At 69.4% G+C, this 13,893-nt stretch carries 13 protein-coding genes; 9 read left to right on the top strand and 4 right to left on the bottom strand.

Annotation, left to right across the window (positions count from 1 at the left end):
* Positions 1–260 precede the first annotated feature (260 nt).
* The 4 genes from DMB37_RS13915 to DMB37_RS13900 all read left to right on the top strand — a co-directional run bounded on the left by DMB37_RS13915 (position 261) and on the right by DMB37_RS13900 (position 4,084).
* A complete protein-coding gene (locus tag DMB37_RS13915) occupies positions 261–2,678 on the top strand; it encodes an AAA family ATPase (RefSeq protein WP_135233060.1) in 2,418 nt (805 codons plus the stop codon).
* Positions 2,679–2,850: 172 nt separating this feature from the next.
* Positions 2,851–3,303 carry a hypothetical protein gene (locus DMB37_RS13910; protein ID WP_135233059.1) on the top strand — a complete coding sequence of 151 codons (453 nt, stop codon included), beginning with the start codon at positions 2,851–2,853 and terminating at the stop codon, positions 3,301–3,303.
* A 71-nt stretch (positions 3,304–3,374) separates the two neighbouring features.
* Positions 3,375–3,764, top strand: a complete 390-nt coding sequence (locus DMB37_RS13905; protein ID WP_234391231.1) for a YchJ family protein — start codon at positions 3,375–3,377, stop codon at positions 3,762–3,764.
* Between the two features lie 44 nt (positions 3,765–3,808).
* Entirely contained in the window at positions 3,809–4,084 is a 276-nt protein-coding gene (locus DMB37_RS13900; RefSeq protein WP_107659024.1) for a SelT/SelW/SelH family protein, read from the top strand.
* Between the two features lie 47 nt (positions 4,085–4,131).
* Here DMB37_RS13900 and DMB37_RS13895 read toward each other — a convergent pair whose 3' ends face one another.
* Positions 4,132–4,356 carry a zinc ribbon domain-containing protein gene (locus DMB37_RS13895; RefSeq protein ID WP_107659023.1) on the bottom strand — a complete coding sequence of 75 codons (225 nt, stop codon included), beginning with the start codon at positions 4,354–4,356 and terminating at the stop codon, positions 4,132–4,134.
* Positions 4,357–4,507: 151 nt separating this feature from the next.
* Between DMB37_RS13895 and DMB37_RS13890 the strand changes: the two genes are divergently transcribed.
* Positions 4,508–6,106: a carboxylesterase/lipase family protein gene (locus DMB37_RS13890; RefSeq protein ID WP_135233058.1), complete on the top strand. Its 1,599-nt coding sequence runs from the start codon at positions 4,508–4,510 to the stop codon at positions 6,104–6,106.
* A gap of 50 nt (positions 6,107–6,156) precedes the next feature.
* On the opposite strand, the gene DMB37_RS13885 is transcribed toward DMB37_RS13890, so the two are convergent.
* From DMB37_RS13885 to DMB37_RS13875, 3 genes are all read right to left on the bottom strand, one after another.
* Entirely contained in the window at positions 6,157–7,464 is a 1,308-nt protein-coding gene (locus DMB37_RS13885) for a cytochrome P450 (RefSeq protein WP_135237566.1), read from the bottom strand.
* A gap of 113 nt (positions 7,465–7,577) precedes the next feature.
* Positions 7,578–8,300 carry a TIGR03089 family protein gene (locus DMB37_RS13880; RefSeq protein WP_135233057.1) on the bottom strand — a complete coding sequence of 241 codons (723 nt, stop codon included), beginning with the start codon at positions 8,298–8,300 and terminating at the stop codon, positions 7,578–7,580.
* A gap of 3 nt (positions 8,301–8,303) precedes the next feature.
* On the bottom strand, positions 8,304–9,782 hold the full coding sequence (locus DMB37_RS13875) for an LCP family protein (RefSeq protein ID WP_370465376.1): 1,479 nt from the start codon (positions 9,780–9,782) through the stop codon (positions 8,304–8,306).
* 242 nt (positions 9,783–10,024) lie between these two features.
* Here DMB37_RS13875 and rfbD point away from each other — a divergent pair, with 242 nt between their 5' ends.
* The 4 genes from rfbD to DMB37_RS13855 all read left to right on the top strand — a co-directional run bounded on the left by rfbD (position 10,025) and on the right by DMB37_RS13855 (position 13,599).
* Positions 10,025–10,894, top strand: coding sequence for a dTDP-4-dehydrorhamnose reductase (gene rfbD / locus DMB37_RS13870; protein WP_135233056.1), 870 nt, complete (start codon positions 10,025–10,027; stop codon positions 10,892–10,894).
* Between the two features lie 11 nt (positions 10,895–10,905).
* On the top strand, positions 10,906–11,808 hold the full coding sequence (locus DMB37_RS13865) for a glycosyltransferase family 2 protein (RefSeq protein ID WP_186818902.1): 903 nt from the start codon (positions 10,906–10,908) through the stop codon (positions 11,806–11,808).
* Between the two features lie 248 nt (positions 11,809–12,056).
* Positions 12,057–13,136: a sugar phosphate nucleotidyltransferase gene (locus DMB37_RS13860; RefSeq protein ID WP_135233055.1), complete on the top strand. Its 1,080-nt coding sequence runs from the start codon at positions 12,057–12,059 to the stop codon at positions 13,134–13,136.
* A gap of 130 nt (positions 13,137–13,266) precedes the next feature.
* On the top strand, positions 13,267–13,599 hold the full coding sequence (locus DMB37_RS13855; protein ID WP_135233054.1) for a hypothetical protein: 333 nt from the start codon (positions 13,267–13,269) through the stop codon (positions 13,597–13,599).
* The last annotated feature ends 294 nt before the right edge of the window (positions 13,600–13,893 follow it).

The raw sequence follows: 13,893 nt of genomic DNA, 5'->3' as shown, positions 1-13,893 counted from the left end.
TCGACCGAACCATCCAAATCGGGTGATACACCATCGAGCTGCCCGCCGGGGCTGGCGAGGGGTGGACATCGAGGCGCGGCCCCAGCCGTTTCGATGACCATATCCATCCCCGCGGGCAGGTTCGCATGGCTGCCGGAGGTCTCACCTCCGGTGGGCGAATCCGACGGGATCGGGTAGCGTTTCGCACAGCTTCGACAGTGGCGCCGCGCACGGGATCGGAGGACGTGTAGCGGCTCGGTGGTGGAGGGGGTCCGACCAAATTGCGTCCCGACGCCGATCCGGTGCCTCGGCTGACCGAGGTGGTGACCCGGCGGCTGGCCGACGATCCCGCGGTGACGCCCTCGGTCGCACGAACCGTCCTGCGCGCCCTCGGCGGCAGTGAGAACGATGATCGGGCAACCCGATTCGATGACGGCGGGATTTTCCTGCGGGCCATCCGGGTCCGCGGCTTCCGCGGCATCGGCCCGGAAGCCGAACTGCAACTACCGCCCGGGCCGGGCCTGACCTTGGTCGTCGGCCGCAACGGCAGCGGCAAATCCAGCTTCGCCGAGGCCGCCGAGCTGGTGTTCACCGGCGGAAACCGCCGCTGGGACGGCCGATCCGCGGCTTGGCGCGAAGGCTGGCGCAACCTGCACGACGGCGGCACCGCCCGCATCGAAGTGGAGCTGCTCACCACCGGCAACAAGCCGCAGCTGACCATCGCCAAGGAATGGGCCGCCGACGCCGACCTCCCCGACGCGCAGTGGACCGAACAGCACCCGCCCGCCGCGCCAACGGAATTCGACATCGACCGCTGGGCGGGCAGGCTGGAGCTCTATCGCCCGTTCCTGTCCTACAGCGAGCTCGGCGCGCTGGTCGACGGCAAACCGAGCGACCTGTTCGACGCGCTGCACCAACTGCTCGGCCTGGACGAACTGACCCTGGCGCAGGAACGAATTCGGATGCGCCGCCTGGAACTGGAACGCGCCGTGCGCGATTCGCGCCAGGAACGCCTCGAGCTGCTGGAGGCGCTCGAGACGGTGGCCGACGACCGCGCCATCCGGGTGAACAGCCTGCTGCGACCCGCCCAACCGGACCTTGCCGCGGTGGGGCGCGAGGTCATCGGCACCTTCGACGACCAGAGCGGCCCGGCGAGTCTGCGCGCGATCGTGCGGCTGACGCTGCCCACCGCCGCCGAGGTGGCGGAGGTGGCCACCCGGCTCGCCGAATGCGGTACCGCGCTGACCCGCGGCACCACCGCCGACGCCGAGGCGGACCTGCGCGTGCTCGAGCTGTTGCGCCGGGCCCGCGACCACCACACGGCGAGCGGTGACTGCCCGTGCCCGGTGTGCGGTCGCGGCGACCTGGACGACGCGTGGGCGCGGGCGGCGGACGCCTCGATCGCTACTCTCGCCGCCCGCGTCGACGCGCTGACCACCGCACGCACCGAACTCGGCCAGGCACTGCGCGCGGCGCGGTCGCTGCCGGATCTGGTTCCGCCGGAACTGGATTTCGACCCGCGCAACCCACCCTCGGTGGACACCTCCGCCGTGCGCCGGGCCTGGGCCGACTGGGCCGCGCTCACCTCCGCCGACTACACCCCCGACCTGCCGGACCGGCTGCGCGGCGCGCACGCCAGGCTCGTCGACGAGCTCAACCTGGTGCAGCAGGGCACCCGCAAGGAACTGGACCGCCTCGACGAGGTGTGGACACCCCTTGTGCCGCGCATCGTGAGCTGGCTGGAGGGCGCCCGCGAGGTCGCGGCGCACGCGGCCGAACTGCGCACCGTCAAGAAGGCCGAGGACTGGCTCAAGTCCGCCACCGCGGGCCTGCGCGGCGAACGCATGACGCCGCTCGAGACGACCGCGCGCTGGGTGTGGCAGACGCTGCGCCAGCAGAGCAATGTCGAGCTCGGCGCAATTCGCTTGCAGGGCAACGCCGGAACCGCGCGCCGGGTGTTGCTCGACGTCACGGTCGACGAGGTGGACGGCGCCGCGCTCGGCGTGATGAGCCAGGGTGAGCTGCACGCGCTCGGGCTGTCGCTGTTCCTGCCGCGGGCCACGGTCGAGGAGAGCCCGTTCCGCTTCGTGATGATCGACGACCCGGTGCAGGCGATGGACCCGGCTAAGGTGGACGGCCTGGCCAGGGTGCTCGCCGCCGTCGCGTGGACGCGGCAGGTGGTCGTCTTCACCCACGACGAGCGCCTCGCCGAGGCGGTGCGCCGGATGCAGCTCGACGCCACCGTGCTGGAGGTACAGCGCCGGGATCGTTCGGTGGTCGAGGTCCGGGTGTCCAGCGACCCGGTCCGCCGCTACCTCGACGACGCGCGCGCCCTCGTGCGCACCCCGCAATTGCCGCAGGCCATCGCCGACGAACTCGTCGCCACCTGCTGTCGCTCCGCGGTGGAAGCCGCGAGCCTCGGCCGGGCCAGGCGCACCCTGCTCGCCGACGGCATGAACCATCGCGAGGTGGAGCGCCACATCGACGCGGCCCAATCCACCAGGGCCAAAGTGGCTCTCGCGGTGATGGGTGTCGGCGGCAAGGTCGACGACCTCAACAAGTATCTGGTCGCGCGCGAAGGGAAATGGGTGGTCGAGGCGTTGCGCGACGCCACCGCCGGCGCACACGTGCCCATCGGCCGCGGCATGCGCGAATTGATCACGGAGACCGAAAGATTCGTCGCATGGCTCGCCCGCTGACAGCGTGGCACGGTCGCAGGCCGGGGCGGAGTGCGGGCATGCGCGAGCACAGCAGCTTGCAGCGGCGTCCCACGCGCGCGGGAATCGGGCACCGGCGAGGTGCGGGCATCGGCGAGCGCAGCACCCGAGTGCGTTGGTGCAGTCCGGGGCCGAGCAGCGGCGAGGCCTGGGCATGAACGCGCAGCGTGGACCGCGCCGCGGACCGATCGGCGGTCGCGGAACCAAGCGCGGACCCGCGAAAGGCCCTAAACGCCCGCGCCCGTCGGTGGCCGAGCGGCTCGACACCGTGGACCGTCTGCTGGCCGGCGCGGTGACCGACGCGGGCGGGCTGTGGTCCCGCGCCACCGCGTGGATTCTGCGAATCGCGTTGGAGCAGTCCGTGGATGAGCTGTGGAGCCGGCTCGCACCGGCGCTGATGCGCTGCCCGATGCGCGCCCAGCTGATCGCGCTGCGCACCTTCGCCGGACCCGAGGTGGCGGCGCAGGTGGCCGCGCTGTGGGCGGCGCTGTCGCGGGCCGCGCACCACCACGACTACGAGTTGGCGCCCAGCGTCACCGACCTGCGCCGTTGGCGCGAACAGACCGTGGCGATCGCAGGCGCGCTGGCCGCTGTCGAGTCGAGGTGACCGGCGCCTCAGCGGCGCAACAGGCCACCCGGGCGGACCGGCACCGGGGGCGGCACGCGAGAATCGGGGACATGAGTGGGACCCGGATGTGTCCGTGTGGCCGGGGCGAGGCCTTCGACGACTGCTGCGGGCCGGTGCTGAACGGAAAGCGGGCGGCGGCGACCGCCGAGGCGTTGATGCGTTCGCGCTACACCGCTTTCGCGGTGGGGGACACCGACTATCTACGCCAATCGTGGCATCCGCGCACCAGGCCCGCCGAGCTGGAGCTCGATCCCGGCCAGCGCTGGTTGTTCCTGGAGATACTGCGCACCGCCGACGGCGGGCTGTTCGACGAGACCGGTTTGGTCGAGTTCGTCGCACACTATCGGGCGGATGGCTCGCGCGGGGCACTGCACGAGGTCAGCAGGTTCCTGCGCGCCGACGGCGCCTGGGTCTACCTGGACGGCGAGATCGAGGCGTGAGCGCGTGCGGCGCGGTGCGGGCCCGAACGGTAGCGTGAGCCACCATGTCCCGTGTCGCGATCGAGTACTGCACCCAGTGCCGCTGGTTGTTGCGCGCGAGCTGGATGGCGCAGGAACTGCTGAGCACCTTCGGCACCGAACTCGGTGAGGTGGCTCTGATTCCGGCGACGGGCGGCCTGTTCCGGATCACCGTCGACGGCGAGCAGGTGTGGGAACGCAAGGCCGACGGCGGTTTTCCCGATATCGCGGTGTTGAAGCAGCGAGTGCGCGACCGGGTCGCGCCGGACCGTGATCTCGGCCACGCGGATCGCCGCGACTGAACCCGGCAGCTGCGGCGCCGAACCTCCCGGCGATTCCGAAGCGAGACTCAGCCGCAGCAGCCGCCACCGCAGCAGCCGCCACCGCCCTGCGGCGCGGCCTGGCTCGGCGCCGGAGCCGTGCCACCACGGCTGACCGTGGCAAACGTGGTCAGCAGCTTGACTGTGTCGGCATGGCCCGCGGGGCAGGACGCCGGATTCGACGACTCCGCCATCGGTCGGTTCACCTCGAAGGTGTCGCCGCAACTGCGGCACCGGTAGCTGTAGCTCGGCATCGGTCAAGCGTACCGTCGCGATCTCAGCTTGGTGCGTCGCATATCCAGGTCGCCGGTGGGTAAGTACCCTCGAATAGGAGATCACGAGGTGCGCGGCCAGCTGGAGCAAACCGGCAGCACACCGATGGATCGCTGGCAGGAGGTGCGAACAATGACTACTCAGTTCGAGAAGGAGCCGGGCTGGGAAGTGCGCGGCGCCGAGCCAGTCGCCACCACGACCTCGGGTGATGTACGCGGCCGCTGGAACGGTCCGGTGGCGGTATGGCGCAGCATTCCCTATGCGGCGCCGCCGAGCGGGCCACATCGGTTCATGCCGCCGCGGCCCGCACCCGAGTGGGACGGGATCCGCGACTGCGCCACCTTCGGCGAGATCGCGCCGCAGACCATGGGCAATATGGTCCCCGTCGACTCCGACCTGCGGATGGGCGAGGACTGCCTCTGGCTCAACGTGTGGTCACCCCGGCGCGACGTCGGCGACCTGGTGCACACCTTCGACACGGGCGAACCGCGTCCGGTGCTGGTCTGGTTGCACGGTGGCGCCTACTGCCTCGGCACGGCCGCGCAGGGCATCTACGACGGCCGCAAGCTGGCCGAGACCGGTGACGTCGTCGTGGTCACCGTGAACTACCGCCTCGGTGCGCTCGGTTTCCTCGATCTGTCCTCGCTGCCCGGCCCGTTCACGCCGAACCTCGGCCTGCACGACCAGATCGCCGCGCTGGAATGGGTGCGCGACAACATCGCCGCGTTCGGCGGCGACCCCGGCAATGTCACGCTGTTCGGCGAATCGTCCGGCGCTGGTTGCGTTACCGCGCTGCTGACCTCGCCGCGCGCGGCCGGGCTGTTCCACAAGGCGATCGCGCAGAGCCCGCCGGCCACCACGGTATTCGGCCAGGAGCGGGCGGCCGCGGTGGCGCGGCGATTCCTGGAATTGCTGGAATTGCCCGCCGAAAGGGCCGTCGAACTGCTCGACTGGCCGGTCGAGAAGATCGTGGAGGTCGCGGGCATCCTGCTGGACGAGATCCCGTTGAAGGAGCCGGGCAGGCTGGCGGCGGCGCCGGTGGTCGACGGCGATCTGCTGCCGACCTATCCGATCGAGCGGTTCCAGCACGGGCGTTCGCACCGGGTACCGCTGATGATCGGCGCCAACAAGGACGAGGCCTCGCTGTTCCGGGTGTTCCGTTCGCCGATCATGCCGGTGACCCCGGACGCGGTGAACGCGATGCTCAACGATGTGGCGGCCAGCCACCCGGAGCTCTCGCACGAGCGCATCGCCGAAATCACCTCGGCCTACCCGGATCTGGACAAGACCAGGGGCGCGCTGGCCATGTCCGGCGACGCCGCGTTCCGGATGCCCGCGCACTGGGTGGCCGACGCGCACGCGCAGCATTCACCGACCTGGATGTACCGCTTCGACCACGCGACGCCGATGCTGCGGGCGGCCCGGGTCGGCGCGGGGCACGCGACCGAATTGCCTTATGTCTTCGGCAATTTCGGTTCATTCAACCACGACCCGACGTTCTGGCTCGGTGGTCGTAAGGTGGCCATGGAGGTGTCCGGCCGAATGATGCGGCGCTGGTTGGCCTTCGCCACCCACGGGGTCCCTGCCGCGCTGGACGGTTCGAAACACTGGCCGCCGTACCGTCCGGACATCCGCACCACGCTGCTGATCGACACGGTCGATCGGGTGGTGGACGACCCCGACGCGGAATTGCACACCGCCTGGGGTGCGCAAGCCGTCGGTTTCAGCTGAAACCTGTTGTCTCGCCGTGCGGCTCGTAGGTACCGAGCCGCTCGGCGAAGTCAGACGGTGGTCGGTTCGGGGGCGGGTGCGCGCCGCCCGAGGCGGACCGGCATCTGCTCGTATCCGTGCAGAGTGAACAACTTCCGGCGTTGCGGTGGCCCGTCCAGTTGCAAGTCGGGGAAGCGGTCGAACAGAGCTTGCAGCGCGTAGACCCCCTCCATGCGGGCCAGGCTGGCGCCCAGGCAGACGTGGATGCCGTTGCTGAACGACAAGTGCTCCTTGGCATTCGCGCGGCCGACGTCGAAACGGTCCGGCTCGGCGAACACCGCGGGATCGCGATTGGCGCCGGCCAGCGACAGGACGACCGTGTCGCCGGCGCGCAGTCGCTCGCCGGCGATCTCCACGTCGCACATCGCGGTGCGCGCTGTCGTCTGGACCGGTGAGTCGAAGCGCAGCACCTCTTCGATGGCGTTGGGCCACAGCTCGGGTTCGGCGCGCAGCCGCGCCAGCTGCTCGGGATGGTCGAGCAGCTGCGCCACCCCGTTGCCGATCAGGTTCACGGTCGTCTCGAAGCCCGCGCCCATCAGCAGGCTCGCCGAGGCCTTGAGCTCGAACAGGTCCAGCTCGCCCGCGGTGACCAGGGTGCTGAGAATGTCGTCGCCCGGGGTGCGGCGCAGGCGCGCGATGTGTTCGTCGAAGTAGGCGTTCATCACCTCCATGGCCTGCAACGCGCGCTGGTGGGCGCGCCAGGAGATGCCGACATCGAGCAGCGGTGTCAGTTCATCGCCCCAGTGCAGGAATCGGTCCTTGTCCGAGTCGGGGAAGCCGAGCATTTCGGAGATGATCGCGATCGGGACCTGGGCGGCGAAGGCGGTGATCAGATCGGCGGATCCGCCTGCGGGCAGCGCGTCGAGTAGTTCCGCGGTGACCGTTTCGACGCGGTCGCGCAGCCTGCCGATGGCGCGCGGGGTGAACGCGGAGGCGACCGGCTTGCGCATCTTCGTGTGCTCGGGTGGGTTGATCACCAGCATCGACGGTGGCTCCACCGGGTTCGGCGGCAACGGGAAGTAGTTGGCCAGCTTCTGGAGCGGACCGGGGATGTCGAAGCTTTCGGTGGTACGCACGCCGAATCGGTTGTCGCGCAGAATGGCTCGACACAGCTCGTGGTCGAAGGTGGCCCAGGAGATCGAGGTGCGGATCAGCCTGCCCCGGCCGCGCAACCGCTCGATGAGCGGATACGGATCGGCGAACCCACCTGGCCCGCCCATCAGTTCGGCGAACGCGTCACCGCGCTTGGCTTGGCGGCGCAACACCAACCGAGGCGCGCCTTGCACGGACAACCAGCGGAACCAATACTGCGGCTTCATCATTCACCAACTCCGTCGTTGTGCGATAAGTCCACCGTACGGAACCCGGCCAGCATGTGGAACGTCCTCTAGTCGGACTTCCACCTATACCGTGGTAGGAGGTGCCGGCACCATCAGGCCCGTTGCGCGGTGACGCGTTCGGTTTCGATGCGGCGCTCGCGCAGGGCGGGGTCGGGGTTGACGACCTGCACGAGGGAGGCGCCTGCCGCGAGCACCGCGATGTACCCGTCGATCAGTTCGGCGGGGGTGTCCCACGGCGTGCTCGACAGCACCCGGTCGCCCTCGGAAAACCCTTGCCGCATGGCCGATTTCTTCGCTTCGGCGAGCACCTCGGCCACCGGCATGCCGTCCAGCGCGGCACCCGCGCCGCCGGGCAGGAACTGATCACCGTGCACCCGCACAGAGGTCGCGAAGTCGGTGACGCCGATCGGGAGGTCGCGCACCGGCGCGCCCATCGCGTCCAGCGACAGCGCCGCGACCTCGGCGACGCCGTCCGCGTCGTCGAGCCGGTCGGGTGTCACCAGGGCCAGTTCGGCGTGCTCATCGGGGCGCAGCACCACCTCGGTGCCCGCCCACCAGCAGCCGAGCAGCACGGCGGCGGTCTGCCAGTGCGCGGGCAGCAGCACCGCGATCCGGGCGCCGGGACTCAGGCCGAACTCGTCGCGAATCAGGTTGGCCGTCTTGGCCGCCCAGTTCGCCAGGGTGAGCCCGGACAGCTCGATCCTGGCTCCGGTGGCGTCGTCGTAGTAGGTGACGCGCGGCCCCGCGGGGTCCCGCGCGAGAATCGGATCGAGCACTTTTTCGGTGAGGGTGAGCGCCTTGTCGAATTCACGCATTGTCTAATTCACGCATTTCGGTCCGTTCTGGCCTGCGTCGATCGGTGGGGCGGGCGGGACTGGCGTCGCGGCGGCGCTCGACGTTCCGGAGAAGTCGAACATGCTTCCTGCCGCCGAGCCCGGACCAGAATAGTCGCTCGCCAGCACAACGCTCACCGAATCCGGCGACAGCGTCGTATCCGCGAGCACCGGCAGCCCACCGAGCGCCTTGGCCACCGCCTTGGCTTTGGCGTCGGAGGTCTTCGCGGCGAGCACCCGGCTGCCGGACACATTCGGGCCGGTGTAGTTGCCGACCAGACCCTCGTGGAATCCCTTACCGCTCAACGCCTGTGCGACCTGACCGGCCAGGCCGCCGATGCCGCTGGCGTTGTACACGCTGACCGTCACCGTGGCCGGGTCCAGCGCGGGCTCGTCCGACTCCGTCTTGTCGGCCTTACCGTCGACCAGCGAGCCCACATACGACTTCACCGCCGCCGGATCGACCCGCACCACCGATTCACCGCTGGTGGTCAGGTAATTCAGGTCGGTGACCGGAATGGTCTCGAATCTCACCTGACCGCCCGAGAGATCCTGCAACTGCTGCAGGAACGCGAGCACGTCCCAGTCGTCGTCGAGCACAACGGTGCGCCCGACCGCGTCGCTGAGCTGCTTCATCCGCCCTGGATTACTGAGCGTCTTCGCGTTGAGCACCTGCCCGACCAACTGCGCCATGAACACCTGCTGGCGCACAATGCGATCGAGGTCACCGCGCGGCAGATTGTGCCGCTGCCGCACGAAACTCAACGCGGCCGGGCCGTCGAGGCGCTGGCGGCCCGCCGGGAAGTCGGCGCCGGACATCCATTCGTCGACCGGATTGTTCAGGCACACCTCGACCCCGCCCACCGCGTCGGTGAGCAGCACGAAACCGAGCAGGCTCACCTCGGCGTAGTGATCGACGCTGATGCCGGTGAGGTTGGCCACCGACTTGATCAACGCCTGACGACCCGACTGGGTGGACTGCTTGTCCGCGTCGGCCTCCGGAACACCCTGGTTGATCAGCTCGAGGCGTTTGGTCTCCTTGGTCGCGCCGTACGCCGAATTGATCTTGCCCTTGCCGAGATCCGGAATGTCGACATAGGAGTCGCGGGGGATGGAGATGGCGGTCGCGGACCGGCCGTCGTTCGGCACCCGGATCAGCACGATGGTGTCGGTATTGGTGCCGACCTCATCGCCCGCGTGCAACAGCGCGCGCTCCCGGTCGCTCAGCGGATTGCCGTGCGCGTCGGTGCGACTGTCGACGCCGACCAGCAGGATGTCGACGGCGCCGTCGCGCCCACCGCCGAGGCCGAGATTGCCGATGCGTTCGATGTTGGAGATCAGGCTGTCGACGCTGTGCCAGGCGAAGCCGGTGATGACGAGCACCACCACCGCGAGCACCGCGGCGCCGGCTCGCAGCGGACCGCCCGCCGGTAACCGCGATTGCGTGCTGCGTGGCCGGGTCACCCGGAACCCTCCGCCGCAGCTACTTTGTGTCCTCTCGCCAACACGACATCCTTTCGACACGCTCGGGCCCTCTTACGACAGCACGGTCCGACCGACCACCCCACCTTTCCGTAGCCCCCGCACCCTTTCAGCAAACCCATGTTCGCGGGTGGGTGTCAGCCGAGGGCAACTGACTGAAGGCTAACGAATACCGGCCCGGGCACCCTCAATCCGCAGGTGTGGCGGCGTGCCAGACTCGACCCGTGACAGCTTCGACAGCATCCGGCGCCGCCGCGCCCGCCCGCCTCGTGGTGACCGGGGCAGGTGGACAGGTCGGCCGGGAACTGCTCGCCCTGGCGCCTGCCGCTCGCGCGTTCGGTCGCCGTGACCTCGATATCACCGACGCGGGCGCGGTCGCCGCCGTGCTCGAACCGGGCGATGTGGTGATCAACTGTGCCGCCTACACCGCAGTCGACCGCGCCGAGTCCGATGCGGCCGCGGCATTCGCGGGCAACGAAACCGGCCCGGCCGTGCTCGCCACCGCCTGTGCACGGGTCGGTGCCAGGCTGATTCACCTGTCCACCGACTATGTGTTCGCGGGCGTGCACGATCGTCCCTACGAGACCACCGATCCGACCGGACCGGTCAGCGTCTACGGCCGGTCCAAACTCGCCGGCGAGCACGCCGTGCTGACCCGCGCCCCGCAGTCGCACGTGGTGCGCACCGCGTGGGTATATGCCGGGCGCGGAAGTGATTTCGTCGCCACCATGCTGCGGTTGGAGCGCGAACGCGACACCGTCGACGTGGTGAACGACCAGCTCGGCGCACCCACCTACGCCGCCGATCTCGCGGGGGCGCTGCTGGAACTCGCGGGCCGGCCGGCCGCGCCGCGGCTGCTGCACGCGACCAATGCGGGCCAGGCCAGCTGGTTCGACCTGGCGCGGGCGGTATTCGCGGGGGTCGGCGCCGATCCGGAGCGGGTCCGGCCCTGTGACTCGTCCGCGTTTCCGAGACCCGCACCGCGCCCGGCATATTCGGTGTTGTCGCACCGGGCCTGGGATGAAGCCGGGTTGACGCCGCTGCGGCCCTGGCAGGTGGCACTGGGGGACGCGCTCGCGCGGTTGTCCGACTAGGCTCTCGGGCCGTGGACGTATCCGACTCCGCCCATAAGGGGCTGGCCGTCGTCACGGTGACCTATTCACCGGGCGAGCACCTCGAGCACTTCATCACCACGCTGGCTGCCGCCACCACCGAGAAACCGCAGGTGATCCTCGCGGACAACGGCTCGACCGACGGGGTGCCGGAGCTGATCGCCGAGGCCAATTCGCATGTGCGGCTGCTGCGCACCGGCGGCAATATCGGCTACGGCGGCGCGATCAACCGGGCGGTCGCCGAGATCGATCCGGACATCGAGTTCGTGGTGATCGCCAACCCGGATATCCGTTGGGGCACCGACTCCATCGATCAGCTGCTCGCCGCCGCGAAGCGCTGGCCGCGGGCCGGTGCGCTCGGCCCGCTGGTGCTGGAACCGGACGGCAGTGTCTACCCGTCGGCCCGCCGGGTGCCAGGTCTGCTCGACGGAGCGGGTCACGCGATCCTCGGCACGGTGTGGAAGACGAACCCGTGGACCCAGCGCTACCGCCAGGACAACGAAGAGATCTCCGAGCGGGCCGTCGGCTGGCTGTCCGGCTCCTGCCTGCTGGTTCGGCGCGCGGCGTTCGACTCGATCGACGGCTTCGACTCGCGCTACTTCATGTACATGGAGGACGTCGACTTCGGCGATCGGATGGGCAAGGCGGGCTGGCACAATGTGTTCGTGCCGTCCGCAGAGGTCACCCACGCGAAGGGGCACGCCGCGGGACGGCACCCCGAGGTGATGCTGCCCGCGCACCACGCGAGCGCGTACCGGTTCCAGGCCGATCGGCATCCGCACTGGTGGCAGCTGCCGTTGCGGCTGGCGCTGCGGGCCGGACTTGCGGTGCGCTCCCGGATTGCGGTTCGATCTGCGCTGCGTCAACAGGCGCAGGACGCGAGTCAGCAGGCGTAGGGCGCAAGCCAGCAGCTGTCCGGCGCGAGTCGACGTATGCAGGACGCGCGCCGATATGCGCAGGACGCGAGTTAGCAGGCGCAAACCGCGAGCCAATAGGGTGCAAAGCGTGACTCGCTGGTCACCCGGCCGAGCGACAATCGAGGTAGGGCCCGCACCAATCGGTGCGGCCCGAGTGAACTGGCGCGCAGCCGAGTGTCGATCGGCGCGCGAGCAACAATCGATCCACTGTGAACAGGGGACCTTGAATGGCAGGAAATGCAGGCACCGACGCCGTGATCCTGGTGGGCGGGCAGGGCACACGGCTGCGCCCGCTGACCCTCTCGGCACCGAAGCCGATGCTACCGACGGCCGGACTGCCGTTCCTGACGCATCTGCTCGCTCGGATCGCCGAGGCCGGGATCACGCACGTGGTGCTGGGCACCTCCTTCAAGGCGGAGGTGTTCGAGGACCACTTCGGTGACGGTTCGGAGCTCGGCCTCGAGCTGGAGTACGTCACCGAGACCGAGCCGCTCGGCACCGGCGGCGGTATCCGCAACGTGCTGCCCAAGCTGCGCGCCGACACCGTGATGGTGTTCAACGGCGACGTGCTCGGCGGCACCGAACTCGGCGCGGTGCTGGACACGCACGAGTCCACGAACGCCGATGTCACGCTGCACCTGGTGCGGGTGAGCGATCCGCGCGCCTTCGGCTGCGTGCCGACCGACGAGAACGGCCGGGTCACCGCGTTCCTGGAGAAGACCCAGGATCCGCCGACCGACCAGATCAACGCGGGCTGCTACGTCTTCCGCCGCGAATACATCGAGAAGATCCCGGCGGGCCGCCCGGTCTCGGTGGAGCGCGAGGTCTTCCCGCAGCTGCTCGCCGAGGGTGCCCGCGTGCAGGGCCACGTCGACACCTCGTACTGGCGCGACATGGGTACTCCCGAGGACTTCGTCCGCGGCTCCGCCGATCTGGTCCGCGGCATCGCGCCCTCGCCCGCCCTGCCGGGCCAGCGCGGTGAATCCCTGGTCCATCCGGGTGCGGGTGTCGCGCCCGGCGCACTGCTCATCGGCGGCACGGTCGTCGGCCGCGGTGCCGAGGTCGGCGCGGGTGCGCGCCTCGACGGCGCGGTCATCTTCGACGGCGCGGTCATCGAGGCGGGGGCCACCGTCGAACGCTCGATCATCGGGTTCGGCGCCCGCATCGGCCCGCGCGCGCTGGTGCGCGACGGCGTCATCGGTGACGGCGCGCACGTGGGCGCGCGCTGCGAACTACTACGGGGCGCGCGGGTGTGGCCGGGCGTCGAGATCCCCGACGGCGGGATCCGCTTCTCCACCGACGTCTGATTGTCGCTGCCTCGAAAACGGTTTCGTCGCGACGGTGCTTCTGGCAGGGTGCTGCCCAGGGTCCCGGGGCTCCGTCGCGGGATCGCTTCTTTGCTCACTGTGCCAATGGGAATAGTTGAGGAGAACGTTTATGGGGAAGTCCGTCTCCGGTGTCCTGTCCGCAGCGGTTTTCGCTGGGGTTGTCGGTATCTGCGCGGCGCCGAACGCCACGGCGGCACCTTCGATCTACGAACCGAGCATCACCCCGTGTAGCCACCTGTTCAGAACGCCGTTCGAGCCTGCCCGTCCGGGTACCAGCGCCTACTGGAGCCCGTTCGGTACAGCCGACATCGTCTGCTACGACGCGGGTTTCGGCGTCAGTCACTACCAGCGTGACCCCGGCGGGCAGTGGCATGCCATGAATCAACTGATTCCCGGCAACTATTTCATCAACATATTCGGTTACAACCACCTGCCCGCATAGAACTCGCAGCGCTTCTGCATCTTTCACAGGGTTGTCCCGTCCTGTGGGAGGTGTAGACACTCTGCGGGGGGTTGATGACGCGCGGCGGTCCCGTTGTGGCCGCGCGGTGGTCATGCTGCGCACGTGGCCGAAATCCGTGACGTCGGCTCGGTCGCCAGATGGACCTATCTGTCTGGGTTACTGATTCCGGCTGCCTGTTGGGCAGCTATAGATGCAGGTAGTAGTGCCTCGATTGGCGGTAGGTGCCAACGGATATCCGGCGCGCCTCTGCCATTGGGGTGACTCTCTTCGGTA

Source organism: Nocardia sp. CS682, from assembly GCF_004634405.1.
In the GTDB taxonomy this organism is placed as follows: Bacteria; Actinomycetota; Actinomycetes; order Mycobacteriales; family Mycobacteriaceae; genus Nocardia; species Nocardia ninae.
Note: the sequence above shows the minus strand (reverse complement) of the source record. Positions and strands in the feature narration are given on the sequence as shown.